This window comes from Hallella bergensis DSM 17361 (genome assembly GCF_000160535.1).
Lineage (GTDB): Bacteria > Bacteroidota > Bacteroidia > Bacteroidales > Bacteroidaceae > Prevotella > Prevotella bergensis.
Window position 1 is genome coordinate 285331 of record NZ_GG704782.1, and the last position, 26686, is coordinate 312016.

General features: G+C 51.9%; 22 protein-coding genes and 2 tRNA genes. 6 read left to right on the top strand and 18 right to left on the bottom strand.

Annotated elements, in window-relative coordinates; translation table 11 throughout:
- Positions 1–234 (top strand): hypothetical protein (locus HMPREF0645_RS13980; protein ID WP_211205380.1); only part of this gene is annotated, 234 nt, incomplete at its 5' end.
- Between the two features lie 230 nt (positions 235–464).
- On the opposite strand, the gene HMPREF0645_RS09570 is transcribed toward HMPREF0645_RS13980, so the two are convergent.
- Positions 465–2126 (bottom strand): nucleoside kinase, encoded by a 1662-nt coding sequence (locus HMPREF0645_RS09570; protein ID WP_007174784.1) that lies wholly within the window; start codon positions 2124–2126, stop codon positions 465–467.
- Positions 2127–2228: 102 nt separating this feature from the next.
- On the bottom strand, positions 2229–3257 hold the full coding sequence (locus HMPREF0645_RS09575; protein ID WP_007174785.1) for a glycoside hydrolase family 43 protein: 1029 nt from the start codon (positions 3255–3257) through the stop codon (positions 2229–2231).
- A gap of 147 nt (positions 3258–3404) precedes the next feature.
- Between HMPREF0645_RS09575 and HMPREF0645_RS09580 the strand changes: the two genes are divergently transcribed.
- From HMPREF0645_RS09580 to HMPREF0645_RS09590, 3 genes are read left to right on the top strand one after another with little or no spacing between them, the layout of a single operon-like run.
- On the top strand, positions 3405–4853 hold the full coding sequence (locus HMPREF0645_RS09580) for a lipopolysaccharide biosynthesis protein (protein ID WP_007174786.1): 1449 nt from the start codon (positions 3405–3407) through the stop codon (positions 4851–4853).
- A 3-nt stretch (positions 4854–4856) separates the two neighbouring features.
- Entirely contained in the window at positions 4857–5747 is an 891-nt protein-coding gene (locus HMPREF0645_RS09585; RefSeq protein WP_007174787.1) for a glycosyltransferase family 2 protein, read from the top strand.
- A complete protein-coding gene (locus HMPREF0645_RS09590) occupies positions 5744–6655 on the top strand; it encodes a glycosyltransferase (RefSeq protein ID WP_007174788.1) in 912 nt (303 codons plus the stop codon). Before HMPREF0645_RS09585 ends, HMPREF0645_RS09590 begins: the two co-directional genes overlap by 4 nt.
- Before the next feature lie 46 nt (positions 6656–6701).
- On the opposite strand, the gene HMPREF0645_RS09595 is transcribed toward HMPREF0645_RS09590, so the two are convergent.
- The 9 genes from HMPREF0645_RS09595 to pyrE all read right to left on the bottom strand — a co-directional run bounded on the left by HMPREF0645_RS09595 (position 6702) and on the right by pyrE (position 14418).
- Entirely contained in the window at positions 6702–8243 is a 1542-nt protein-coding gene (locus HMPREF0645_RS09595) for a YifB family Mg chelatase-like AAA ATPase (RefSeq protein ID WP_007174789.1), read from the bottom strand.
- A 36-nt stretch (positions 8244–8279) separates the two neighbouring features.
- Positions 8280–9278 carry a DUF4369 domain-containing protein gene (locus HMPREF0645_RS09600; RefSeq protein ID WP_007174790.1) on the bottom strand — a complete coding sequence of 333 codons (999 nt, stop codon included), beginning with the start codon at positions 9276–9278 and terminating at the stop codon, positions 8280–8282.
- 70 nt (positions 9279–9348) lie between these two features.
- Positions 9349–11025, bottom strand: coding sequence for a tetratricopeptide repeat protein (locus tag HMPREF0645_RS09605; protein WP_044123500.1), 1677 nt, complete (start codon positions 11023–11025; stop codon positions 9349–9351).
- 19 nt (positions 11026–11044) lie between these two features.
- Positions 11045–11130 (bottom strand) — tRNA-Leu (locus HMPREF0645_RS09610).
- A 20-nt stretch (positions 11131–11150) separates the two neighbouring features.
- Positions 11151–11223, bottom strand: a tRNA-Gly gene (locus HMPREF0645_RS09615).
- Positions 11224–11339: 116 nt separating this feature from the next.
- Complete coding sequence (locus tag HMPREF0645_RS09620) at positions 11340–11885, bottom strand: hypothetical protein (RefSeq protein ID WP_007174792.1); 546 nt, start codon at positions 11883–11885, stop codon at positions 11340–11342.
- The gene (argH, locus tag HMPREF0645_RS09625) at positions 11882–13252 is read right to left on the bottom strand and encodes an argininosuccinate lyase (protein ID WP_007174793.1); all 1371 of its coding nucleotides are present in this window, start codon (positions 13250–13252) and stop codon (positions 11882–11884) included. Before argH ends, HMPREF0645_RS09620 begins: the two co-directional genes overlap by 4 nt.
- A 34-nt stretch (positions 13253–13286) precedes the next feature.
- Complete coding sequence (locus HMPREF0645_RS09630; protein ID WP_007174794.1) at positions 13287–13697, bottom strand: hypothetical protein; 411 nt, start codon at positions 13695–13697, stop codon at positions 13287–13289.
- Positions 13698–13785: 88 nt separating this feature from the next.
- Positions 13786–14418, bottom strand: a complete 633-nt coding sequence (gene pyrE / locus HMPREF0645_RS09635) for an orotate phosphoribosyltransferase (protein WP_007174795.1) — start codon at positions 14416–14418, stop codon at positions 13786–13788.
- Between the two features lie 677 nt (positions 14419–15095).
- Between pyrE and HMPREF0645_RS09640 the strand changes: the two genes are divergently transcribed.
- A complete protein-coding gene (locus HMPREF0645_RS09640) occupies positions 15096–16055 on the top strand; it encodes a PCMD domain-containing protein (RefSeq protein ID WP_007174797.1) in 960 nt (319 codons plus the stop codon).
- Between the two features lie 85 nt (positions 16056–16140).
- Here HMPREF0645_RS09640 and HMPREF0645_RS09645 read toward each other — a convergent pair whose 3' ends face one another.
- The 3 genes from HMPREF0645_RS09645 to prmC are packed head-to-tail and all read right to left on the bottom strand — an operon-like array spanning position 16141 to position 18246.
- On the bottom strand, positions 16141–16848 hold the full coding sequence (locus HMPREF0645_RS09645) for a ComF family protein (protein ID WP_007174798.1): 708 nt from the start codon (positions 16846–16848) through the stop codon (positions 16141–16143).
- A gap of 1 nt (position 16849) precedes the next feature.
- Positions 16850–17323 (bottom strand): regulatory protein RecX, encoded by a 474-nt coding sequence (locus tag HMPREF0645_RS09650; RefSeq protein ID WP_007174799.1) that lies wholly within the window; start codon positions 17321–17323, stop codon positions 16850–16852.
- Positions 17324–17370: 47 nt separating this feature from the next.
- Positions 17371–18246 carry a peptide chain release factor N(5)-glutamine methyltransferase gene (gene prmC, locus HMPREF0645_RS09655; RefSeq protein ID WP_044123560.1) on the bottom strand — a complete coding sequence of 292 codons (876 nt, stop codon included), beginning with the start codon at positions 18244–18246 and terminating at the stop codon, positions 17371–17373.
- Between the two features lie 401 nt (positions 18247–18647).
- Here prmC and ribD point away from each other — a divergent pair, with 401 nt between their 5' ends.
- Positions 18648–19721, top strand: a complete 1074-nt coding sequence (ribD, locus tag HMPREF0645_RS09660) for a bifunctional diaminohydroxyphosphoribosylaminopyrimidine deaminase/5-amino-6-(5-phosphoribosylamino)uracil reductase RibD (RefSeq protein ID WP_083793824.1) — start codon at positions 18648–18650, stop codon at positions 19719–19721.
- 108 nt (positions 19722–19829) lie between these two features.
- Here ribD and HMPREF0645_RS09665 read toward each other — a convergent pair whose 3' ends face one another.
- The 4 genes from HMPREF0645_RS09665 to mutY all read right to left on the bottom strand — a co-directional run bounded on the left by HMPREF0645_RS09665 (position 19830) and on the right by mutY (position 26637).
- Positions 19830–21122, bottom strand: coding sequence for an L-cysteine desulfidase family protein (locus HMPREF0645_RS09665; protein ID WP_044123501.1), 1293 nt, complete (start codon positions 21120–21122; stop codon positions 19830–19832).
- Between the two features lie 54 nt (positions 21123–21176).
- Positions 21177–23240 carry a protein-disulfide reductase DsbD family protein gene (locus HMPREF0645_RS09670; protein ID WP_044123502.1) on the bottom strand — a complete coding sequence of 688 codons (2064 nt, stop codon included), beginning with the start codon at positions 23238–23240 and terminating at the stop codon, positions 21177–21179.
- 130 nt (positions 23241–23370) lie between these two features.
- Entirely contained in the window at positions 23371–25446 is a 2076-nt protein-coding gene (metG, locus tag HMPREF0645_RS09675) for a methionine--tRNA ligase (protein ID WP_007174804.1), read from the bottom strand.
- Between the two features lie 168 nt (positions 25447–25614).
- Entirely contained in the window at positions 25615–26637 is a 1023-nt protein-coding gene (mutY, locus tag HMPREF0645_RS09680) for an A/G-specific adenine glycosylase (RefSeq protein ID WP_044123503.1), read from the bottom strand.
- Between the last annotated feature and the right edge of the window lie 49 nt (positions 26638–26686).

A 26686-nucleotide genomic window follows, 5' to 3' on the forward strand; every position in this document is an offset into this window, starting at 1 on the left:
CGGGCTTCGACTAAACTTTTAAGAAGAAAATCACGCATGAACGCTCACTTTCTCCCACGAATCACTATCTTTGCAAGTGATAATAGTGAGCGTTCTTTGGCTATCCAAAACGATGTACTTCAAAGCACTCTGCTCATTTCTAAATCGTTACCTATCCGCATCCATCCAAACGGTAACCTATTCCTTCTCAGCCAGATAGCCCGAAACCAAAAAATTGCGGAGGACGTATGTTAATCTTTGGGTTGTTTCGGCGGTGTATGGCGTCCGCGCAACGATTGTCTTTCGTCCGCCATCCACCTGTCTGTCGTTCGAGAGACGATCGTCTGTCGGACGGTAGACGCTGCCGACTTTGCCTTTTTCGCGTGTCCTCAGGAACTTCTCGAGGCCGATGCATAACCAAAACAGCCGGCAAAATCCGTCGAGTTGCGGTTTGCCGGCTGTGTGCGAAATGAGAGCCCCAGTGCTTAATACTTGAACGAGCTGCCGCCGAGGAACTCGCGCAGCAGACTGGTGGGCGGGATGTCGAGATTGGGGATGGGGTGGATGTATTGCAGGAATTTCTTCAACCGGTAAGCCTCGGCATGCTCCTCCGTGTTTTGGGGTACCAGTTCGAGCAGGGGCTCAGCCTGCTGACGAATAACGGCCAACTCGAAAAGCATGGCCGAATTGAGCATGGCGTCGGCTTCTTCCTGATACGGGAAGATCCACTTGCGCTCACCGGCGCGCACGGACGGCCATCGCCGTATGGTTTCCTGTGCGCTCACCCCGCGGTACTTGTTGTCGCGGATAATGCGGCGCAACAAGCGGTTGTCGGAGGTGGGAATGTAGTTGTGGTCGTCGAGCAAGATGGTGGTGAGGGCCGATACATACACGCGGAACTTCTGCTCCTCAGGAATATGGGAGGTCAGCTCCGGATTGAGGGCATGAATGCCTTCCACAATGAGGACGTTGTGCTCGTCCATGTGCAGTTTCTTACCACTACGCTCGCTCTTTCCTGTTTGGAAATTATACTTGGGCAGTTCCACCTCCTCGCCCCGGAATAGAGCGTTGAACTGCTCGTTGATGAGGTCGAGGTTGAGGGCATAGAGACTCTCATAGTCGTAGTCGCCGATGGCATCCCTGGGGGTTTCATCGCGGTTCACGAAGTAGTCGTCGAGCGAAATCTGCAGTGGGCGTATGCCGTTGGTGAGCAACTGGATGCTGAGCCGCTTGCAGGTGGTGGTCTTTCCTGAGGAAGAAGGACCGGCCAAGAGAATCAGCTTCACATTCTTACGCGCGGCAATCTGCTCGGCAATCTTTGCAATTTTCTTTTCCTGCAGGGCTTCCGACACATTGATGAGGTTGGTGGCACGCCCGTTTTGCACAAACTCGTTGAAGTCGCCGACCGTTCTCATGCCCATGATGCTCTGCCAATGGTGGTGTTCCTGGAATATTTCGAACATCTTTTCCTGGCGTGTCATCTCAGGCAGCACGCCGGGATTGCGCAGGTCGGGGATGCGCAGCAGCAATCCGTCGAAATATTTCTCCAGTCCGAAGAGATAGAGCTTGGAGGTATTGGTGAGCAACGAACCGTAGTAATAATCCACGTAGTCGTCTATCTTATAATAGGTGGTGTATATCGTGCCAATGCTCTTGAGCAACTTCACTTTGGCCTCGTCGCCCTTCTCCTCGAACATGCGAATGGCATCCTCGGTGGGGACATGATAGCGCGTGATGGGCAGTTTGGCATCGATGATCTCCTGCATGCGCTTGCGGATGTTGTCCACGTCTTCCTGCTCGATGGGTCGACCGATTTGCAGGTTGACGTAATAGCCGTTGCTCACGGGTATGTCGATGGACAGGTCTGTGCCCGAATAAAGGTCGTGCACGGCTTTGCAGAGCACGAAGAAGAGCGAGCGGGTGTAGTTGCGCGAGCCTGAGCCGGATGTCATGTCAAGGTATTCTACATCCTTGTTGTGGTACACCCTGTAGTGCATTCCCTCGACCTTGTTGTTGACCCTGGCGCAGATAGGTCCGTATTTCATGTTGAGGTCAAGGTGTCTGAAGGTTTCAGAAAGGGTCGTGCCAACGGGAACCTTGATGGACTGCCCGTTGTTCTTGCAGCGGATCGTGATTTTTTGTTCCATGTTTTCAGCTGTTAAATCGTAAGTTTAGTAAAGGGGTGTGAACAGGAATTGGCCTGATGCGCTTGGCTTTCCATTCTTGAGGCGAATGAAAAGCCCTGCCGGTTATTTACTTGTGTTGGGGAAGGCCTTCAGCAGTCGCTTCAGTTCCTTGTTGGTAATCTGGATGATTGTGCCGTGACGGGGTGTGAAGGCTCCTTGCGGTTCGGTGTTTTTCACCGCCTTGAAGAACAGCAGGTCGTCGCTTTTGCAGAACTGGTAGAATCCGGCCATGTAGCAATCGTACATCAGGCACCACCCACCGTTCAGGAGTTGGAACACGCCAGAACCTTCCACGGCGTGGTTGGTGTCTTGGCAGTAGCCGCCGACCATCTTCCACGAGTGCCAGTTGCTGAGGTCGCGCGCCACATACTGTTTGAGTCCTTTCTGTTTTGCCCCCTCGGTCTTGAAGAAGATGTGGTAGGTGCCGTTGTTGTCCTGCGCGATGTCTGTGTCGATGGCTGCCTGCCCATAGTCGAAGAAAATTCTTGGGGTTTCCTCCAAGTCGGTGAAGTCCTTGTTGGCGTATGCGCAGTACACGCGGTCGTAGGGTATGGTGCCGTCGTTGGTGAGCAGCGAGAAGTAAACGAGGTATTTGCCTGCCTTCTCGTCGTAGATAGTCTGTGGTGCCCACACGCGGGTCACATTGGCGAGGTTGGTCCCGGCAAATTTGGTGGGGAAGTTCACGGTGTGGTGGGTCCAGTTCACCAAGTCTTTTGACCGCATCAGCACGATGCCGCGGTTGCTGGCCCAGCCCAAAGAGCTGCGCATGTCGGTCACCACCATATAGAAATAGCCATCGTGGCCACGAAGGATATGTGGGTCGCGCACTCCCTTCATGAGGGCGATCGAGTCTGATGCAATGATGTGTTTGCCATTGTTCAACGGTGTGAAGTCAAATCCGTTGTGACTATAGGCAAAGTGTATCTGCTCCTTTTCGGGTGCATTGCCTGTGAAATAGGCAAAGAGATAGGCCGACATCTTGTTTCCTGCCAGTCCGACCATGGGCGTTGCAAGTAATGCTGCGAGCAGCAGCGTCTTGAGAAAGTTGAGTTTGAGGGACATGTCAATATTGATTTGGGTTATTGTTGTCATTGCTATAACGCCACAATGAGTGGAAAATTGCCACTAAAGGGGAAAATAAGTTTTGGCATGGTGGGGTGCGGGACAGTCTGGATTCGTTGGCAAAAATAATTATATTATTTTGGTGATCAAACAAATAGTGGTATTTTTGCAACTGTTATGGCTGAAACACTGAAGGAGAAAACTGCAAGGGGGCTGTTTTGGGGAGGCCTGAACAATGGCATGCAACAGCTCATAGGACTGGTCTTCGGCATTATCCTCGGCCGATTGCTGGTTCCGTCCGACTATGGCATGATGGCCATGATTCTCATTTTCTCGCTCATAGCCAACGCCCTGCAAAACAGTGGATTCACGGTGGCGCTGACCAACATCAAGGAGCCGAGGGACGAGGACTACAACTCAGTGTTCTGGTTTAATATCATTATGGGGGTCTCCCTCTATATCCTTCTCTTTTGTTGTGCTCCGCTGATCGGTTCCTACTATCACACCGAAGCCATCGTCCCACTCGCCCGCTATGCCTTTCTGGGTTTTGTGTTTGCCTCATTTGGCACGGCGCAAAACGCCTATCTCTTTAAAAATCTCAAGGCCAGGCAACAAGCCAAGGGTGCCATAGCCTCGGTGCTGGTGTCGAGTACGGTGGGCGTGATGATGGCATACTATGGTGCACGCTATTGGGCATTGGCCACGCAGAGCAACTTGTATATCTTGCTGAACACCTGTTTTGCATGGCACTATTCCCCCTGGCGTCCCAATGTTCATCACATCACGTTTGCCCCGGTCAGGCGGATGTTCAGGTTCTCGTTCAAGATATTGGCAACAACCATCACCAATCATGTCAACAACAACGTGCTCAACATCCTGCTGGGCCACTATTTCTCGCCCCACGACACCGGTAACTACAATCAGGCTTACCAATGGACGTCGAAGTGTTATTACTTAGTACAGAGTATGGTGAGCCAAGTGGCACAGCCCGTTTTGGTGAATCTCAAGGACGAGCGGGAACGGCAATTGCTCGTGTTTCGAAAGATGATGCGGTTCGACGCCTTTATCTCGTTTCCCCTGATATGGGGCTTTGGCATGGTGGCCAAGGAGTTCATTGTGCTGGCCATAGGCGAAAAGTGGCTCGTTAGTGCCGGTTATATTCAGATATTGAGCTTTGCCGGCATCACAATGCCCATCTACACATTGCTCACCAACATGATACTGACCAAGGGGAAATCGGGTATATTCTTCTGGTGCACACTCGTATTTGGGCTGTTGCAAATCGTTACCATGCTCCTCATCTGGCCTTATGGCATCAGGAACATGGTGATTGTATATGCTGTGCTGAATGTGGTTTGGATATTTGTTTGGCATTATTTCACCTGGCGTCTCACCGGTTACCGCCTCTTATCCTTCCTCAAAGACACCCTCCCCTTTGCCTTGGCAGCAGCCGGGGTGATGGGCACAACGTATTGGGCAACGTCGGGAATTGATAACCTATGGGCGTTGTTGCTGAGTAGAATCGTCATGGCCGTGGTGCTTTATTATGCCGTGATGAAGGTTGCGCGGGTGAAAATATTGGAAGAATGCCAGAACTTCGTATGGTCAAAACTGAAACATCACTAAACCATGAAGATACTCGTCATTATTGTTTCGTATAACTTCGTGCCCTGGATGGATCGCTGCCTCGGGTCGTTGCGCAAGTTGGACAAGCCGGTGGATGTCATGGTGATAGACAATAACTCGCAAGACGACACGGTGAGTGTGCTCAAGGCACGCTATCCCGAGGTGAGGATTGTGGAGAACAGGGACAACTTTGGCTTTGGCAGGGCCAACAACAAGGGTATGGACTATGCCGTGAAGGAAGGCTACGAGGGGGTGTTGCTGCTCAATCAGGATGCCTGGATAGACCATGATGCCCTGACAAAGCTTGTTGACGCAGCCGAGCGACACCCGGAGTTTGGCATCTTGTCGCCCATTCACCTGATGGGAAACAGGCAGGGAATAGAACATGGTTTTGCAGTGTACAGCGGACTGACGAACCTTGCGCATCTTCCTTCTGAGGAAGTTGTGGAGGTGGATTTTATTAACGCGGCAATTTGGTACGTACCCCTGAAGGTCTTGAAGGATGTGGGATTTTTCGCTCCACTATTCTATCATTATGGCGAAGACAAGGACTTGGTCAATCGCATGAGGTATCATGGATGGAAGATTGGCTACCTGCCCGCGGCTTTTGGGTGCCACGGACGAGAGGCGAGGGAGGAGACCCGAAAACGAATCCTGCATTCCGAATATGTATATCATCTGACGGAATATGCCAATATCAACTATGGTTTGGGCAAGGCTTGCGCCATGGGTGTGCTGGCCGTTTTCAAGAAAACAGCATTATCCGTGATACGAGCAAAGTGGAATGATGCCACGGCCTATCTTTCCATGGCCGGCCGACTGCTATGCAAGACCCATGAAGTGGTGCGCACACGGCGAATGTCGAAACACGTTGATTTAAATTCTTATTTATGAAAGACCTTGCCCCCATACTCTTGTTTGTCTACAATCGTCCGCAGCATGTGAAACGAGCCCTCGGCTCCCTATTGCAGAACAGGGAGGCAGCGGCTTCCGACCTCTATGTTTTTTCAGATGCTGCCAGGTCTGCGGAGGGTGCCGCAGCTGTGGAAATGGTGAGGGAGGAGATAGCCGACATTCAGGGTTTCAGAAGCGTGAGTGTTGTTGAGCGAAACGAAAACTTTGGGTTGGCGCGCAGCATCATCGAAGGAGTAACCAGTATTGTCAATCGGTATGGACGCGTCATTGTACTGGAAGACGACCTGGTGGTGTCGCCCTACTTCCTCCGCTTTATGAACGATGCACTGGAAGTCTACAAGGATGAGCCTCGGGTGGGGCATATTCAGGCATGCGACTTCATACAGTCGCCTACGTTGCCAGACACTTTTTTGATTAAGTGGACGGGCAGTTGGGGCTGGGCTACCTGGCAAAGAGCTTGGGAATTGTTCAACCCCAATGGGCAAGAGTTGCTCGACCAACTGCGTGAACGTCGTCTCACCAAGCAGTTCGACTTCAACGGCAAATACGGTTTCACCCGCATGTTGCGGCAGCAAATTGAGGGGAAAAACAATTCATGGGCTATCCGTTGGAACGCGTCGTTGTTCCTGGCCGATGTGCTCTCGCTGAACGTTGGCCGCTCTTTGGTCTCGAATGAGGGACTCGATGGGTCGGGAACCAACTCGGTTTCGCTGGACCCCTACCGCTCGGCGCTGAGCATGAACCCCATTGAGGTTCGCCCAATCAGTCCCGTTGTGGAAAACTTAGAGGCCCGGAAGGCGTACGAACGTTACTATGCGCGCACCAATTCCAAATGGGCCAAGGCTAAAAGAAGGCTACAACGAACCCTCAAGGCATTGTTGTCCTAAAGGCTGTAGGCCCCATCCGTGAGTCGGATGGTCAAAAGATGGAGTATCATCTCTCTGCCCAATCGCCGCGGTCGAGGTTTCGATAGCCTATGGCCTCACCCAAATGGGCGGACGTGACACGCTCGGAACCGGCAAGGTCGGCAATGGTTCGGGCAACCTTCAGGATTCGCGTATAGGCGCGGGCGGACAGCGAGAGCCGCTCCATCGCCACGCGGAGCAATTCGAGACCTTGCGCATCGGGTTCGGCGTAGCGGTGAATCATGCGCTCAGTCATCTGTGCATTGCAGTGGACTTTGGGGTGTTGTTCAAATCGTTTGGTCTGTAGGGCACGAGCGGCAATGACACGTTCACGGATCTTGGCACTGGGTTCGCCGGGTGACGCCTTGCTGATGTCTTTGAAGGGGAGGGGCGATATTTCACATTGAATGTCGATACGGTCGAGCAAGGGACCGCTGATCTTATTGAGATATTTCTGGATTTGCCCCGGGGTGCAGACGCAATGGTGGGTGGGATCGCCATAATAACCGCATGGACAAGGGTTCATGCTGGCTACAAACATGAAGCTACAGGGGAAAGTCACGGTGTATTTGGCTCGGCTGATGGTGATAACCCTGTCTTCGAGCGGTTGGCGAAGTACCTCGAGCGTATGCTTGTTGAACTCCGGTAACTCGTCGCAGAAGAGCACGCCATTGTGTGCCTGACTGATCTCTCCGGGCATCGGGTTGGTGCCTCCGCCAACGAGAGCCACTTCCGAAATGGTGTGGTGGGGCGATCGGAAAGGGCGCTGGGATATGAGTGATGATTGCTTGGCCAGTAGCCCGGCTACGGAATGTATCTGTGTGGTCTCTAAACTCTCCGACAGGGTGAGCGGCGGAAGAATGGAGGGGAGGCGCTTGGCCATCATCGATTTGCCGCTGCCGGGAGGGCCTATCATGATGAGATTGTGTCCGCCAGCAGCGGCTACTTCAAGTGCGCGCTTCACGTTTTCCTGACCACGAACATCGGCAAAGTCGAGGTCGAAATTGTATTGCTGGTCGTAGAACTCCTTCCGGGTGTCGATTACAGTCGGCTCATAGCTTGCCTCGCCCGAGAGAAACTTGATCACGTCCATCATGCTATCCATGCCATAGACCTCGAGATTATTCACAATGGCGGCTTCGCGCACATTCTCTTTCGGTACGATGAGTCCCTTATAATGCTCTGCCCGCGCTTTGATGGCAATGGGCAGAACGCCTTTTGCCGGTTGCAGGTTGCCGTCGAGGCTCAGCTCTCCCACCATCATGTATTGGTTGAGGGTGGGCGTAACAATCTGTCCGTCGGCGGCAAGAATGCCGATCGCCAATGGCAAGTCGAAGCTGCTGCCTTCCTTTTTCAGGTCAGCCGGAGCCATGTTGACGGTGATGTCGGCTCTGGGGAAGTGGAAATTGTTATGCATCAAGGCAGCGGCAATACGGTCACGACCCTCCTTGACAGCCTCGTCACCAAGCCCGGTCAGATGGTATACAATTCCTTTCGTAATGCTTACTTCAATGGTTACGGGTGTCACTTCAAGGCCGTTGACGGCAGCAGAGTATGTCTTGATGAGCATAAAAGATTGTTTTCGGTATAGGAGTCGGTGTTTGTGCTAAAGGTTTTTCTCAATGGTGTCTTCCAAATCGGAAGTGGAAAGTCCTCGGGCTATTATCTTCCCGTTCTTGATGAGTATGTTATCAGGAATGCTTGTCATACCTAATTGCAGTAGCGTTTTGCTTTCAAACAACTTTCCGTCGCAGACATTCGGCCAGGCGATGCTGTCTCGGTCGATCACGTCCTTGCAATCCTTGCGGCTGGCATCTACCGAGATGGACACAGCCTTGAGCCGTCCTTTCGACTTTTTCTGGATTCTTTGAATCGATCTCAACTGGCTGGTGCTCTCATAACTCCACGATGCCCAAGCACAGATAACAGCCAGTCCGTTCGACAAATCGGATGAGGAGACAAGCCTTCCTCTGAGGTCATAGGCCGTAAAGGTGGGTAGGGGAGAGCCTACCTTAGCCTTGTTCAAGTTTTCTATCATTTGGGATTGGCGTGCCAACCGTAGGTTCCCGGGCTGTTTCTCCATGATGATTTTGGCAAGTCGACTCGCTTCCCTGAAATCCGGCTTGGCTGTATTGACAAAGTATTTCTTAAGCAGATAGGGAGCAATCGGGGATTCCGGGTGGTCTTCTATCAACTGACTTGCGTGTTTTTTGATTTCCGGGGGAGAGGCATTCGATATCTGTTGGCGAAATTCGGTCATCCGCTCGTTGGTCTTGGTGCCTTTCACGCTCAACACTTTCAGGTGTGAGGCATCACCCTTGATTGTCACGGATTCGTGTGATTCAGCAAAAATGGGCTGTTCGGAGAAGTTGGGAAATACAAGCATCACCGTCGTAGGTCGCTCACATTCCATTTCATAGACAAATCGTCCGCCCTCAATCTTGATGGTGTCGATACCCGAAATGAAACCCTGATCGTCGTAGACATAGAACTCTCCTTGGTTCATATTGAGGATTCGCCCTTCCATTTTGAAGTGCTTGCTGTCTACTCCGCAAGATACAAGCGACAGCATCGTGACCAGGGAGAAAAGGAGTTGCTTGTGCATCTGTATGATATTTGAAAAGCCTTTTGCCTGATTGGCAAAAGGCTTTATGATGACTCGGCAAACAGGTTGTTTACCTTTGGTTTGAAAATTCCAAATCTTTCGCAGCGTATGCGGCCAATCTCGGGTCTGCAGCGATTGCCTTTTGCAGATAGTCCTTGGCTGTGGCGATGTTGCCTTGGCGGTTGAGCACCACGGCCATGAGGTAGTCGGTCATTGCGTCACCCTTCTTGATGGCCTTGAGTGTTGCCACGGCTGCAGCGTAGTCTTTGTTGAGAATCTGAGCCAGGGCAGCACTGTTGGAGTTGGAGTCACCAAAGTTTTGCACTGCGGTGGCATAATTTCCCTTGGCGATATTCAGGTTGCCCAGCACTTCTCCGAAGCCGTTGGCATCGATGGCATTGGCCAGATTCGATTCTGCTTCCTTCAGATTACCGTGCTTCAGGGCTATCAGAGCCAAGTTGGCATTGGCTTCCGGAGCCTTGGGATTCTTGCTGAAAGCCTTTTGGATATATTCTTTGGCGAGAACTTCGTTACCCTCGTTGAAGGCCAGTGTAGCCAGGTTGTTAAAGGCGCGGTAGTCCTTGTCATAGATCTCTGCTGTCTTCTTGTAGATAGCTTCCTTGTTAGCCGTTCCGGATTCCAGTGTTGCTGCATAGAGCAACTCGTCTGGGCTGAGGCGGGCGGGATCGCTGGCATACTGCTGCTTGATTTGTTCGTCAGAGCGCCCGATGGTCTCATAGTTGATAATGAGGCGGCTGCGGCGCAGTTCGGGCAGAATGCCGTCGGCCAGTTCGCGGAAGCCTGCGCTCATGTTACGAATCTGGCGTTCGCGCTCCTCCGGGTCTTTATACATTTCCAAAACGCGCAAGATCACATCCTTGTCTTGTATGTTGCTGGCCTGCACCAAGCGCTTGAAGCCGTCCCAGTCCTGTGCGGTGTAGTGGGCATCAATGTTTGCCTTGCCCAGCTTTGCAGCTTGCAGTTGTTGCTTCACATATTTCTCACTGGTGTCCTGACGCTTGCCAGCCAGTTTGTTGTTGAAGCTGTAGCCACCTTCCGGAGAAGCATAGGCGCGCACTTCAACATTTCTCAGGTTGAGCTTTTCGCGGTCGGCGTTGATGTTGCGCAACATCTGCACAAACTCCTGAACAGAGTTGTTCTTCAATTCACTTTGTCGGATGTTGGCCTGATTGACGAGGAACCTGATGTTGGCCTCTGTCATTTGTGCCTTCACACGCTGGAAAGAGTCCGGTGCAATGCAGCCCCCTGCATTCATCAGCGTCTGCTTGTACAGTTCCGAGGTGGACAAAACGCCCGTGGCAACTTTCACGGCGGGCACGTTCACCTTTTTCTTGCCCAACCGGGCATTAAATGTAAGGAACATCTCGCTTTGCTGCATCTCGGGTACATAGTCGAAAGAGGTCTTCATGGTGTATCGTCCACCGATTTTGTACGACACGGTCTGGTCGTTGCCCATGACGTTTTCACCCTGAAAAGTGGCGCTCTGCCCTTTGGCCACCTGCCCGTTGCCGTATCGCAATTCCGGGGTAATGGTTACCACGGCCTTGGTCTTCATGTATTTGGCAGGGAATATTCCGTTGATGGTTGCAGGCACCTGCCCACCCTGTGTTTCGAGGGGGTTGGGGGTGACGGTAAAGTTGTCGGCCGACAACGGTCCCATTTTTGAGCAAGAAGCGAGTGATAAAATTGATAAAATAGAAAGAGAATAGATGAGATGTTTACGCATGTTGTAAGCTTTTAGAAAGTGCCGCGAACGGGACTCGAACCCGTACAGCCATTACTGGCCAAGGGATTTTAAGTCCCTCGTGTCTACCAATTCCACCATTGCGGCGCGGTTAATTCTGTAAGAAGAGCGGCAAACGAGACTCGAACTCGCGACCCCGACCTTGGCAAGGTCGTGCTCTACCAACTGAGCTATTGCCGCATTATGCGTTGCAAAGTTATCGTTAAATCCTTAGAAAGCCAAAAGATTTACACTATTTAATAATTGTAGAGCCGATGGTTCCTGTTTCATGAGGGCAGATAATCGCCTTTACCTTATTAAATAGACAGTCTTCCGTAGGCACCGCTCGTCGTGGCATAATAGCGTGTGAGCTTCTTGCCGGCATCGCCTTTGCTCACTATGCCACCATTGTTCATGTTGTACTGGCGGTGGCAATGGGCACAAGTTGCTGTTCCAAACTCATCGACCGACAGTTTGTAACTGCGCATGGGCAGGGCATTCACATCGAAGCAGTTGGGGCATTCGCGGTCGTAGGCCAAGAAGGTGGGAGGCACAGATGTGCCATAGCCTACGATGATGCCGTTGTTTATGCCCAGCACATAGCCTATTCGTTCACCCTTGGCGGTCATGTTGGCTTTGCTTTCCAACCCCTGGTTGCTTGTAAACACAAACTGTTTGCCCGAGGCCGTGATGGTGACAAAGGCTCCCGAGTTGGGTGTCATGGCCGTGGCTAAGGTGGGGTCGTTGTGGATGGAATTGTCGAAAAAGAAACGACAGAAGTGTCTGCTGTATAGTTCCTCGGTGTCTCCACAACCGGAAAACAAGGTGATGATACCCATCAGCGTGATGAAGAGTCTTTTCATAATGAAGCTTTTGGGGTGTCAGGAATCGCCTGTTTGAGCAGAGACTTCTCGGCACGGCGCACTTTTTCGAAGTTGAACTCCCCAAGTGTCCTCTTCATCAAGGCTCGAATCTGATCGTTGCAGAGATTGCCCAAGGAGCCTTCGTGGGTATGATGGATGTCCTTGTTGGCCTTGAAAGTACCTGCCTCGATCTCCAGTCCCACGCGTTTGTAAGCGTCGCGGAAGGGCATGCCGGCTACAGCGAGGTTGTTTACCTCCTCTACGGAGAAAATCGGGTCGTAGATCGGGTTGTCTAAAATGTGCTCGTCCACTTCCATTCTGTTGATGATATAAGCGCACATCTGCAGGCAGTCCTTCAGCTCGTCAAATGCAGGGAGAAAAATTTCCTTAATGATTTGCAGGTCGCGGAAATAGCCCGAGGGCAGGTTGTTCATGATGAGCATCACCTGTTGGGGCAGCGCCTGCAACTTGTTGCTTTTTGCTCGAATCAGTTCGAACACGTCGGGATTCTTCTTGTGGGGCATGATGCTCGAGCCGGTGGTGCACTCCTTGGGAAGCTTGACGAAGCCAAAGTTCTGGCAGTTGAACAGACAGGCATCGAAGGCCAACTTGGCCAGGGTTCCGGCCACTGTGGCCATGGCGAAGGCTACATTGCGTTCGGTTTTGCCACGCCCCATCTGTGCATAGACCACATTATAGTCCATCGAGTCGAAGCCCAGCAACTCGGTGGTCAGGGATCTGTTCAGCGGAAACGACGAACCGTAGCCGGCAGCCGAGCCCAAGGGGTTTCGGTTGGTCATGCGATATGCGGCTTGAAGAAAAAGCATATCGTCGACGAGACTCTCCGCGTAAGCACCAAACCACAAGCCGAAGCTCGACGGCATGGCGATTTGCAGATGGGTGTAGCCCGGTATCATCACATCCTTGTAGTGGTTGCTTTTCCGAATCAGTTCGTCAAAGAGAGTGTTCACATCCTCAACCACTTCCATGAGCTGCTGTCGGATGAAGAGTCTTAGGTCCACGAGAACCTGGTCGTTGCGCGAGCGTCCCGAATGGATTTTCTTGCCCATGTCGCCGAGTTTGCGAGTGAGCATCAGCTCCACCTGCGAATGCACGTCCTCGACACCCTCTTCGATCACAAACTGTCCCTCCTCGCATGTCTTGTAGATGTTCCCCAACGCTGCAAGGAGTTGCGTGAGCTCGTCTTTCTCAAGTAGTCCGATGCTCTGGAGCATGGTGATGTGTGCCATGGAGCCGAGCACATCGTACTTGGCGAGATAGCGGTCCATCTCCCGGTCGCGGCCAACAGTGAAGCGTTCGATTTCCGCGTTGACTTCAAAGTTTTTTTCCCAAAGTTTGTTTGACATAAGCAATGATCGTGAGTATGGAGGTGCTTAGAGACTATTCGTAACGAATCATCTGCAGGGCATCTGCAATCTTCTCTATGCCTTCCTGCAACGGTTTCTTCACCATGCCGGCAATAAAGGAATTGAGTTCGGCCTTGATGGTGAGCTTCATCTTGCTCGTGGCCTCGGTCACGGGCATGATCTGAACCCAGAAACTGAAGGGCACAGGACTTTCCTGCGTACCAAACTTAATCATTTTGGGTTCCTCGCGGTCGACGATACCCAGTTTCACTGCACCCATCGGGGTGGAAATCGAGATGCTGTCGGTGTCGAAAACAAGATTTTCCACCTTGCCCTCGGGTATCATGTTCTTCACCTTTTCTATATTGCTGAGGTCGCTCAGCATGTCATACACAGACTGCTGTGGGTAGTCAATCTGGCGAATAGTGCTTTCTATTGTTGTCATATTCTTGTGTTTTACCTTTTCGTGACACCGAAATACCTGCGACGGTATTTCGGATGTCCCCACTCCTTGTCGGAGCTAGGAGCGGCCGTTATTTTTTCCAGTCTGCCGGGTTCTTGCGCCATACGTGCAGAGCCTCGATGTCGCTGTCCTTGACATAGCCAATTTCCTGTGCCACCTCCACGAGTTGCTCATAGTCTGACAGGGTCACTAATTTCACGCCGGCATCCTCAAAGGCTTGGGCCGCCACGGGGAAACCGTAGGTGAAGCTGGCCACCATGCCCACCACCTCGAAGCCGGCTTGGCGCAGGGCTTCGACAGCTTTCAGGGAGCTGCCGCCCGTGGAAATCAGATCCTCCACAACCACAACCTTCGACCCTTCGGGCAGGGTGCCCTCAATGAGATTGCCCATGCCGTGATCCTTGGGTTTCGAGCGAACGTAGCAGAAGGGCAGAGCCAACTGGTCGGCCACTAATGCGCCTTGGGCAATGGCTCCTGTTGCCACTCCGGCAACAGCTGTTGCCTCGGGAAAATGGTCGAGTATGGCATGGGTAAGTCCCTGCTTGACAAAGTTGCGCAGGTCGGGATACGACAGTGCCTTGCGGTTGTCACAATAGATGGGGGAGTGCCAGCCCGATGCCCATGTAAAGGGGTTGTCGGGTTGCAGCTTAATGGCCTTGATGTCGAGCATCCGTTTGGCAAAAGCCTTTTTGAAGTTGTCCATGATGTTTTGGGATTATTTTACGGGAATTATATTAAAAACAGTTGGAAGATAAAGAGGCAGTTGCCAATGCCGTACTGTTTGTCCTGGCGTGACTTACCCCGGCTATCTCCTCGATTGATTTATGATTTTACAAAGTTAAGGTAAAATAGTGAAAACGCAAAGAAATCAGCAGGTTTATGTTTTGAATCGATGTCGACTGTTCTGTTTCTTGCCAAGGATGCAACGTCGGGAATGATATGTCCCAACGCCGGCAGTTCCCTGCTGTATCCTTGCCCTGTTTCACACGCCTTCTGCAGACGGTAGGGCGACGTCCGCCATCGCTTTATGAGAGCGTCTTTCGACCGCAATGCACGTGGATGACGACCGCGAGACACGTGTACTTCGTCCGCGATACGCGTGTATTACGGTCGCCAAACGATGAGAAAGAAGCCGAATCGGGTTTACACCCGAACAGACCGCATGCGCTGCAGCATATCAGTGCGTGTGTCATACGGGAACACGCTCTTACCCAATGGGTTTGAAGATACGCCGAGGCATCGTTGTCCATGTTGGGATTAGAGCTGGAGGAAACTGTAATAACGTATCTCTAAAAAATAAAAAAAGCATTAAAAAACTTTTATATTAGGTTTGGTTTTTATATCTTTGTTATCATTAAGTTTTATATATTTGTTATCATTATGAGGTATATTTTCAATTCTATAGTAGCAATAATCGCATGTATGGCAGCTGTCAGCGCCAATGTTGCAGGGAAGGTAGTCCCCATTCGTTATGGAGACATGAACCGCTGGACCATACGCAAAGTAAGTGAGTCGGGCGTTATCGGTGGAGATTCCAAAACCCTCTACGAGATAGGACCCAACCGAACGATAAGTGGAAACAAACCCTATGTGAACGGAGGGGGATCGCCCTGGGCGACATCGAACGTGATGGCCAAAGTGATGGGTGTGGTGAAGGCCAGCAACTCTGTCTATCGGGACCGACGGGGCAAGGGATGGTGTGCCAAACTAACGACGCACGTTGAGAGCGTGAATATGATGGGACTGAAGAAGGTCGATGTGCTGGCTGCCGGCTCAATGTTCCTCGGTGACATGAAGGAGCCGATCGGCGACATGAAGGATGCTCCGAAGGCCATCAACAATGGCATACGCTTCACCGGTAGGCCGAAAGCCCTGAGGTATGACTACCGCATGCAGGCAGCTGGCAAGGCGAACAGAATCAAATTGACGGGATTCAGCGACAAACAGATTGTACGTGGACGAGACTATGCCACCGCTGTGCTTTATTTGCAAAAGCGCACTGAGGACAAGAATGGTAATATCACTGCGAAACGTGTGGGTACCATGGTCGTGAAATACGGCAAGAGCACCGGTGGATGGGTGAACAATGCGACGTATGAGATTATGTATGGCGATATACGTAAAAACCCCCACTATGATGCCAAAACGATGGGACTTCGCCACGCTGACTACGCACGCAACAGCAAAGGCAAGAGTGTGCTGATCAGGGAGACCGGATGGGCCGGGGCAAACGAGAAGCCAACGCATCTCATGTTGCAGTTTGCATCGAGCCATGGTGGTGCGTATGTCGGTTCGGTGGGCAACACATTATGGGTAGATAACGTGCGGCTGGTCTACTAACCACGAAATCGTATTCAATAGTGCGACAATTCAGGAGAATTTTTTGAGAAAAAGGTGTCGGAGCAGAATTAAAAAGGGCTGGTAATTATCTTCCCGGGGCTGCAAATCCAATCACGGCTACGCTGATATTTACCCTGCCGACCTGCTCCAGCTGTTTGGCACATGCACACATGGTGGCTCCTGTGGTTACCACATCGTCTACAAGGAGGATGTGAGTGTTCCTGATTTTGTCACCGTTGATAAGGCGAAAGGCGTTTTCTACATTGTCATTGCGCTCCCAGCGTCCTTTCTGTGTTTGACTTCCGTGGTATTCGGTTCGTTCCAACACATCGGTCAGGACGGGTTTGCCGCATATTTCCGACATGCCCCGGGCAATGGCCTCACTTTGGTTATAGCCTCGTTCACGCTGTCTGTCGCTGCTCAGGGGGACGGGAATGAGGGCATCGATGTCTTCCAGGAAATGCGTTTTTTCCATTTCAGTAGCCATGATCCTGCCTAACCTTGTACCGATTTCCGGCTGATGGTGGTATTTCAGTCTGTAGATGGGGGATGAGGCTTGTGAGCCGCCCTGATGATAGATCCACGCCGCTGCCTTCTCGATGTGCTTGATGCGTCCCCAGAATATCTTGGCCATTTCGTTTTCGTATGGGGCTGCGAGATGGTCGGTGCGCGGCAAATGCAGGTTGCAGCTTACGCAGATCACATTTTCCTCAGGTGCCAGGCGCGTGCCACAGATGCAGCAGGCCCGTGGGGCAATGAGGTCGAGAATTCGTTGCAGCAAACCAACCTTCATCTTAGAACTCTTCTATGTCTTCGGCCTCGTCGATACACTGGCGAATCAACCGAATTTCAAACCCACGGCCCATGGCAAAGTTGATGAGCTTCATGCTTCGCTCATAGTCGGTCTTGGCCTTGATGGTAGGCCATTTGGCCTTGAGCAGAGGGCGCAACACACGGAGATAATCCTCATCGGGCACAGCATCCAGAATGGGTGTGGAGATGTCGTTGGGAATGTGTTTCATCCATAGTGCCTGCTCAATTTTTCGCCGTCCCCACTTGTTATACTTCACCTTGTCGTTGACAAACGCGCGGCAGTAGCGCTCTTCGTCGACAAATTGATGACTTGTCAGATAGTCGACAACGCGTTCGCGGGCATCTTCGTCAAGGCCCCATCGCTTCATTTTGTCATCTAATTCGGCTGTACAGTGCTCCCTTTGGGAACAGAGAGCGGCCAGTTTCGACAGGGCTTTTTCCTCGGAATAGTTCATGGGACGGGTGGATTAAGAAAGTTGAGTGATGTTTTTGGAAATTACAATTAGTTTTGGACGATGGCGATTCGTTGTTTTCCAAAACTGTCTTTGATCAGTTTTGTCGACTCGAATCCTTGCCGGTGGAACATCTCTTGGAGTTCCTCGGCATAGAGAGGATTGATTTCAAAAAAGACTTTTCCGCCCTTTTTTAATGTCCGACGGGCATAGGTGGCAATGGCACGATAGAAGCGAAGTGGGTCGTCGTCGGGCACGAAGAGTGCCTGTTCGGGTTCATAGTCGAGTACGTTTCGGCTCATGGCTTTGCGCTCGTGGTTGGCAATGTAGGGCGGATTCGACACCATGATGTCCCATTGGCGGTCGTCCTCGGGCGGGCAGAGCATGTCCTGCCATTCCAGATTAACCTTCGCTCCGAGCCGGTGGGCGTTGTCACGGGCGATGATGAGCGCCTCGGACGACACGTCCCAGGCTGTGATTTCCGCGTTGTGCAGGCCGAGTGCCAGCGTCACGGCGATACATCCGCTGCCCGTGCCCACGTCCAACACCTGCAGAGGTACAGGCGGTTGCAGGGCGCAGTAGGGTTTGGTGTATTCCGACACAATCATCTGGCACAGTTCCTCGGTTTCCGGTCGCGGTATCAGCACGCCCGGCTCCACATGGAATGTGCGCCCACAGAAGTCGCTCCGCCCCAACACATACTGCACCGGTTCGCCCTTTTGTAGCCGGTCGGCCATTACCGAGAGCCGCTCCTTATCGCTTGTCGGTAGTTCGTCGGCTTTCCCACTCATGATGTCGGTCAGTGTCAAGCCGAAGCCTTCGTCAAGCAAAAGCCTGACTACGGCTTTGGCTTCGCCGTCTCCATAGATGGGAGTCAGCGATCGCCACAGGCGAGTATATATGTCCTGATGGTTTGTTGTCATCATCCTGTTGCATGTTTTCAGTCGGGCAATCATGCAATGTGGAGTTGCCGCGGCTGTTCGGACAAAATTAGAAAAAATAACCCAACGAGACAAGTCTCGGTGTTGAAAATGAACGATACGACGGGATTTACGTTGTCCAACGCCCTATTTTTCTTTCGCTATCTGATATGAAGTACAGCCCATTCTTCTGCTGTCATTCTTTAAAATTCTTGCAAGTTCTTGAAGAATTTGCAAGAATTTGAGTTAAAAGCACTCTTTAGATAGTATGAACAGCCCTTTATTATTATATTTGCAATACATAAAGAATATCAAAATTACCTCGTAGGCTCAAGGCCAAATGAGTGTGTCGCAACAAGTATTTTGTAGTATATAAAGGGTAAGTGGCTTTGATAATTGGAGAAATAATGGAAAATACAACATCCGCGAAAGCAAAAGAGTGCGGTCGGGAAGAACAACTCGTCACCGACGAACGGTATATGCGCCGCTGTCTGCAGTTGGCACGCAACGGCTGGCAGAATGCAAAGCCTAATCCGATGGTGGGGGCGGTCATTGTGAGCCGTGACGGTAGGATTATCGGCGAGGGTTATCATGTGCGTTGTGGTGAGGGTCATGCTGAGGTGAATGCGTTCGCATCGGTTCGCCCCGAGGATGAGGTGCTGTTGAAGGAGTCTACGGTTTACGTCTCCCTCGAACCGTGCTCGCACTGGGGCAAGACCCCACCCTGTGCCGATTTGATTGTGAAAAAAGGGGTGCGCCGCGTGGTTTGTGGTTGCATCGACCCGTTCTCGAAGGTGCAGGGGCGCGGGGTGGCACATATTCGAAAGGCTGGAATTGAAGTAACAGTCGGCGTATTGGAACAGGAGTGCCTGGAGCTAAATCGTCGGTTCATCACGTTTAATACGGAAAAGCGACCCTATATTCTATTGAAGTGGGCGCAGACGGAGAATGGAAAGATAGCCTCTGCCTCCGTGACACCTGCGGTAGGGAGCGGTGTTTCGACTGTTATGACAGTCGCCCCCCTCGTTCTTTCCTCCGCTTTTACCAAGATGCTTGTCCACAAGCTGCGAGCCGAGAACGATGCCATTTTAGTGGGGCACGAGACGGTGCGGGCAGACCATCCGCAACTGAACACGCGCAGCTGGAGCGGACGTGACCCTGAACGTTTGGTGCTGGCGCGTTGCACGGACGATGTGCCGCAATGGTTCAAGTGCTTTGACGATATGGATAAGCTGTTGCAATATCTCTACAACAACCGCAGACAGAGTCTCATCGTCGAGGGTGGAGCTGTCACACTGAGGAGTTTTCTGGAACGAGGACTGTGGGATGAGATACGGGTGGAAACAGCTCCTTGGAGTGTGGCCGAGGGCGTTGATGCCCCCGATTTGCCCGATAATGTCCGTCTTGTAGAGTCACATGACTATGATGGTAACACGATTCAGCGGTATTTTAAGGTGAATCGTGTTCAAATTGATGAATAAAGCCAATGAAATCCTACTATACTGCGGATGCGATGCAATGATGATAGGACTGAATCGCGAACATCAAGTATAAGGAAAGGATTTGCAAAAAGGGCTGCTGCGGAAGGGTTAGCAGCCCTTGTGGGTCATGATGTCGAGCACCATCTCGTCGGTCAGAGACATGGCATCCTTGCCGATGCTTGTGAGGTTGCGGATGCTTCGGTCCACATCGTTGTCGATAATGCCTTCGGCCGAGGTGACATATTGTCCCTCGATGCTGAGCAAGGCAGAGAGAAGGGCCGACGATACGCCCGAGCAGATCTTGATAGAGCAGCTCGGCTTGGCACCGTCGCAAATCATTCCGGTGAGGTTGGCCACCATGTTGTTGATGGCATGGCACATGTGAGTATAGTTGCCACCCATGAGATAGACAATGCCGCAACTCGACCCTGTGCTGGCCACCACGCATCCGCAGAGTGCGCTCAGCTTGCCGAGGTTCTGTTTGATATAAATGGCGGTGAGGTGCGAGAGGGTGAGGGCGCGGATGAGTTCCTCTTCGGTATTCTCGTTTTCCTCGGCATAGATGACCACAGGATTGGTGGCACAGATGCCCTGGTTGCCCGAACCGGAGTTTGACATCACGGGGATGAGTGCACCACCCATGCGTGCGTCGCAGGCCGATGCCGTGACAGAGATGATGCGTGAGTAGATGGACTTGCCGAAAATACCGCAACTCATGGGTCGCTCGATTGTCTTCCCAAGGTTATGCCCGTAGTTGCCCTTGCGGCTTTCGCGTGCAGCCCGGATGTTGTAATCGCGCGTCTTGAGAATAAAATCAATTTCATTGACAGGAGTCGTGGTGGCAAATTCCCACACGGTTTTCATGTCCAACTGTATGTCTTTTTTCTCTTCCTTGTTGTTGACGGGCTGACGTTGGTCTACGATGACTTGACCATTGTGCTCCTCGTAGACCAAGTTGGTGTGTCCGCCGGCGATGATGGCCGTTGCCTTGTTGCCTCCGGCTTCGCACGTAATCTCGATATAGAGCTTTTCGCTGATATTTTCTTTACGCTTGATATTGATGCGTTCGGGGTCCTGTATATAGGCTTTGCCTGCTTCTAACGACTCGGGGGTGAGATCCTTGATGACCTCGAGCTTGTATTCGCTTTTGCCAATGAGGGCACCGAGTGCGATGGCGATAGGCAAGCCTATCATGCCCGTGCCCGGTATGCCCACGCCCATGGCGTTTTTCAGGATGTTTGCACTGAGCAGGGCTGTGATTTTTTCAGGCTTCTGCCCGAGTATTTCGGTGGCACGGGCCGTGCACAGTGCCACGGCCATGGGCTCTGTACAGCCCACGGCGGGTACTACTTCCTTGTTGATAAGGTCAATGATTTGATCGCGGATCGTTTTTTCTAACATCATACAAAAGATAAAGAAGGGGAACAGAAGAAGAATGATGCAGGTGGAAAAGCTTTACTTCTTATACGCTTCCAATCCGCTGTTCAGGAACTCGAGATATGCCGGAACATCCTCCTTGTAGCCGTAGGAGCCGACCAAGGGGAGACCGTTGTTGTCGAGAGCCACGTAGAATGGCTGTGCGTTGGCACCGAACTTGTGGCTCTGAAGATAACTCCATTTGTCGCCAATGGTGCGCAAGGTGCGCTTCTTGCCATTGACTTCCACTTCCATGGGCTCGGGCAGCGAGGTCTTGTCGTCTACGTATAGCGATATGAGGACATAGTCTTTTTTGATCTTATCGGCCACTCTCGGGTCAGTCCAGACGGATGCTTCCATCTTGCGACAGTTCACACAGCCGAAGCCTGTGAAGTCGATAAGCACGGGTTTGCCCTGTGCCTTGGCTGCGGCCATGCCTGCCTCGTAGTCTTTGTAAGTGGCTTCTACAACTTGAGTATTGAGGTTGAAGTCTTGCGTATTGATGGGCGGAGCAAACGCCGATACGGCCTTGCAGGGTGCGCCCCACAGTCCAGGAACCATGTAAACGGCGAAAGCCAATGAGCACAGACCGAGCATGATGGAAGGAACCGGCATGGGTTTGCGGATGTCGCCACCAATTTCGTCTTCCTGAAACTTGAGCCAGCCAACGAGATAACAGCCCAAAGCGAAGAAGATGATTATCCAAAGTGAGAGAAATACCTCGCGGTCGAGCAAGTGCCAGCCATAGGCTAAGTCGGCCACACTGAAGAATTTGAGGGCGAAAGCCAGTTCTATGAAACCCAGTACCACCTTGATTTGGGTCATCCATGAGCCGCTTTTGGGGCTTTTCTTCATCAAGGTGGGGAACATGGCGAAGAGTGTGAACGGAACGGCAAGAGCCAAGGCGAACCCCAGCATGCCAATGGCGGGAGCCACCCAGTTGCCTGAGGTAACCGTCTGTACGAGCAGCAGGCCAACGATGGGGGCCGTGCACGAGAAGCTAACCAGCACCAATGTGAATGCCATCAGGAAGATGGAGAGCAGGCCCGAAGTTTGTGTGGCTTTGTTGTCAACACGGTTTGCCCAGCTGTCGGGAAGTTTAATTTCGAACCAGCCGAAGAAGCTGACGGCGAAAACAACCAGCAATAAGAAAATGAAGATATTGAATACAGCGTTTGTCGACAGTGAGTTAAGTGTGCTGGGACCGAATATTGCCGTTACACCGATACCCAAAGCGAGGTAGATTACCACGATCGAAATACCGTAGGTCACGGCATCGCGGATGCCTTTTTTCTTGTCATCTTTCGATTGTTTCAGGAAGAAACTCACGGTCATGGGGATGATGGGCCATATACATGGCATCACTAAGGCGAGCAAACCTCCTACGATTCCCATGAGGAATATATATAATAAGGAATGGTTGGCGATGTCGCTGTTGCCTCCAAACTGTTGCAACTGCTTGATGACGGGTTGCCAAAGGTCAGCTTTTTCGTTGTCCGTCAGGTTGCTTTCGGCCACAACGGCTGTGGCGGCCGAGTCGATTTGTGCCTCGGTTAGGGTGTCAGCCTCGGTTAGGGTGGCTGTAATCGGTTCAGCAGAAGCCTTTTCGCTCTCCTCTTTCTTAACCTCAGCCTTGTTGTCAACTACGGCAGGACTCTTGCCAGACTTCTTGATTTCCACACTGGTAGGTGGCAGACAGTTCTGGTCGTTGCACGCACCATACTCCAAGTAGCCTTCAATGGTGTAGGAAGGTTTGGTAAATCTCACCCGCTGCACAAACTGAACGCTGTTCTCGAAATACCGGAGGTTCATCTCAAACAGCTTGTCAAAATTCGAAATTTCCTTGCCTCGGGCCTGAAGTTTGCCCACGAGTTCCACGCCGTCAAGCTTTACTTTGTTGAATGTCGCAGATATGGGACCATCGGCTCCAAGTCCGGTGGAGTATACATGCCAGCCCTGATCAATCTTCCCGGAGAAGATTATTTCGCCTTCGGCCGTGTTGTTGGTCTTAAGTTGTGAGGTGAATTTCACCGGATTAAGCATCTGTGCATTGGCCAGAATACTGACGAGCATCACCAAAATCAAGGTCGTTGCTTTTTTCATAGGGTACATTCCTCGTATTAATTTAGCGGTTTGTAAATATTGATTCGAAATATAATATCAGTTCGATCCTGTATCATGAAAGGAGCTGAGGAAGTCCTACCTGTATGCAGGAGTTCTTCCTCATGCGCATTTAACTGATTTGTGAGCCGGGCTTTACGCCGCTGAGCGTAGTCGTCACGGCCAGAGAGTCGTCGAAATCAACGGCAGAGAGTATCATGCCTTGGCTCTCGATGCCCATCATTTTGCGTGGAGCGAGGTTGGCAATAAACAGCACATCCTTGCCCACAAGTTGTTCGGGCTGATAGAATTTGGCAATGCCGGAGAGAATCGTGCGGTCTTTCCCACTGCCGTCGTCGATGGTGAACTGCAACAGCTTGTTGCTTTTCTTCACCTTCTCACAGGCTTTGATGTGACCCACGCGGATGTCGAGCTTCTCCCATTCGTCAAAGGCAATGTTCTCCTTAAAAGGTTTTGCCTTGTATTCCTTGGCAGCAAGAGCGGCCTCGTTGGCTGCCTTGGTAGCGGCGAGCTTGTCGAGTTGGGCTTGGATGGCGTCGTCTTCAATCTTTTCGAAGAGCAGGGCCGGTTCATTCAGCTGTGCTCCCGGCTTAAGCAGTTCGATGCTTCCGAGTTCCGACCAGTCGAAGTTCTCCATGCCAATCATGCCGCGCAGCTTCTTGCTCGAGAAAGGAAGGAATGGCTCGAAGGCAATGGCGAGATTGGCCACAAGTTGCAGGGAGATATAGAGTATGGTCTCCACGCGTTTCGGATCGGTCTTCCACACCTTCCAAGGCTCGCATTCCGTGATGTAACGATTACCGATTCGTGCCAGGTTCATGGCCTCTTTCTGTGCCTCGCGGAACTTGAACACGTCAAGGTAGGCTTCTACTTTCTCCTTGATGTCTTTGAATTCCTGAATGGTTTGGCGGTCAGTGTCGTTGAGTTCGCCACAGGCCGGAACCACGCCGTTCCAGTATTTCTTGGTGAGTTGCAGTGCGCGGTTCACAAAGTTGCCGTATACTCCCACCAGTTCAGAGTTGTTGTGCTCTTGGAAATCCTTCCACATGAAGTTGTTGTCCTTGGTTTCAGGCGCATTCGCGGTGAGGACATAGCGCAGCACATCCTGCTTTTCCGGGAAATCAACCAAGTATTCATGCAGCCACACAGCCCAGTTCTTGCTCGTGGAAATCTTGTCGTTCTCCAAGTTCAGAAACTCGTTTGCCGGTACGTTGTCGGGCAGGATATAGTCGCCGTGAGCTTTCAACATGGTTGGGAAGATGAGGCAGTGGAACACGATGTTGTCCTTGCCAATGAAATGGACAAGTCTCGTTTCAGGATCCTGCCACCACTTCTGCCATGTGCCCCACTGCTCAGGGTTGCTGTCGCAAAGCTCTTTGGTGTTGGAAATATAGCCTATCGGCGCATCAAACCACACATAGAGTACCTTACCGTCAGCACCTTCCACGGGTACGGGGATACCCCAATCGAGGTCGCGTGTCATGGCACGGGGCTGCAAATCGAGGTCGAGCCAACTCTTGCATTGGCCGTATACGTTGGAGCGCCACTCTTTATGGCCGTTGAGAATCCACGCTTTCAACCACTGCTGATAGTCGTTCAGGGGCAGATACCAATTCTTCGTGACCTTCTTGACGGGCTTTGCACCGGAGATGGTGGAGTGCGGGTCGATCAGCTCTTCAGGACTTAAGTCAGAGCCGCACTTCTCGCATTGGTCACCGTAGGCATTGGGATTGCCGCAGTGGGGGCATGTACCCGTGATGTAGCGGTCGGCCAGAAACTGATGCGCCTCTTCGTCATAGAGCTGTTCGGTCTCTTTCTCCACAAGCTTCCCGTCGTCGTAAAGCTTCTTGAAGAAGTCGGCGGCAAACTTGTGATGAATCTTTGAGGTGGTGCGGCTGTAGATGTCGAATGAGATGCCAAATTCCTTGAACGAGTCCCTGATCATCTTGTGATAGCGGTCGCACACCTCCTGTGGTGTGATGCCCTCTTTCTTGGCACGTATGGTGATGGGCACACCGTGCTCGTCGCTGCCGCCGATGAATACTACGTCCTGCTTCTTTAGGCGAAGATAGCGCACGTAGATGTCGGCAGGAACATATACACCGGCCAAGTGACCGATGTGCACGCCGCCATTGGCATAGGGCAGGGCGGCGGTGACGGTGGTACGTTTAAATTTCTTTTCTTCCATCTTTTAGGAGATTGATTATTTAATATGCAAAATTACAAAAAGTAATTCATAAAAGTGTTCTATACCTTTATTAATTTGCATACAATGACTTTTGGTAGCTGCTGCGCGGTTCCGGGAGCGTATGGAGTGTGAGTTTTCCCGTTTTTGTCAACATGTCCGGAGACAGGTTCAGACGCGCGAAAGCCGTTCTATCAATATCTCCACGAGCCGGGGTACGGCATAGGTTTCGAACTCCCCCTCGTCAATCCAGATGTAGTCCTTGGGGAGCGGTGGTTTAGTGTCGGTCTCAAGGAGGTAGAAATCGGCCATGATGACACGATGGGTGAGCACATGTTTCACCTGGTTTGCCACCATGGTGAGTTTGCCGTCCCATGCCGGCAGTTTCTGGTTTTCAAAGACAACCGGCTCCCATAGCCCTTGCCAGATGTCGCCTTCACCACGTCGGTGGATGGCGACCTGGCCCTGATGTCTGATGTAAAAGTAGACTATCCGGCGTGTTTTCACCCGTGTCGTCTTCAGCTTCACGGGCAGCTCATCTACTCGGCCTTGCCTCAGTGCCTCGCACTGCTCGTTGAACGGGCACACGATGCAGGCCGGCGGCTTGGGTGTGCACTGTGTTGCCCCGAAGTCCATCATGGCGGCATTGAAATCTTCCGGGCGGTCGGCGTTCCCCCGTCCCTCGGTCATCAGTTGTTCGGCCAAGGCCTGAAACAGCTTCTTGCCCTGTGTAGAGTTGATAGGAGTGTCGATGCCATAGACTCTCGACAGCACCCTGTGGCAGTTGCCGTCCACCGCCGGCACTGGAAAGCTGAATGCAAACGAGGCGATGGCTGCGGCCGTGTAATCGCCCACACCCTTGAGCTTTTTAATGTCGGCAGGTGTGTCGGGGAATTTGCCCATGGCCACAATCTGCCGGGCAGCCTTGTGCAGGTTGCGTGCCCTGCTGTAATATCCGAGTCCCTGCCAGAGTTTCAGCACCTCATCCTCGGATGCCGCCGCCAGGTCATCAACGGTGGGATAGGTTGCCATGAAACGTTTCCAGTAGTCCATGCCCTGACTGATGCGCGTCTGTTGGAGGATAATCTCACTCAGCCAGATGGCGTATGGGTCACGCGTGTGGCGCCATGGCAAGTCGCGGCCATTGACCGAAAACCACGCGAGAAGGGTGTGGACAAAGTGATGTGGAGACATGAATGGAGGGAATTTTATAATTTATTGGGAGTGTTGTCGGCTCGGTTCA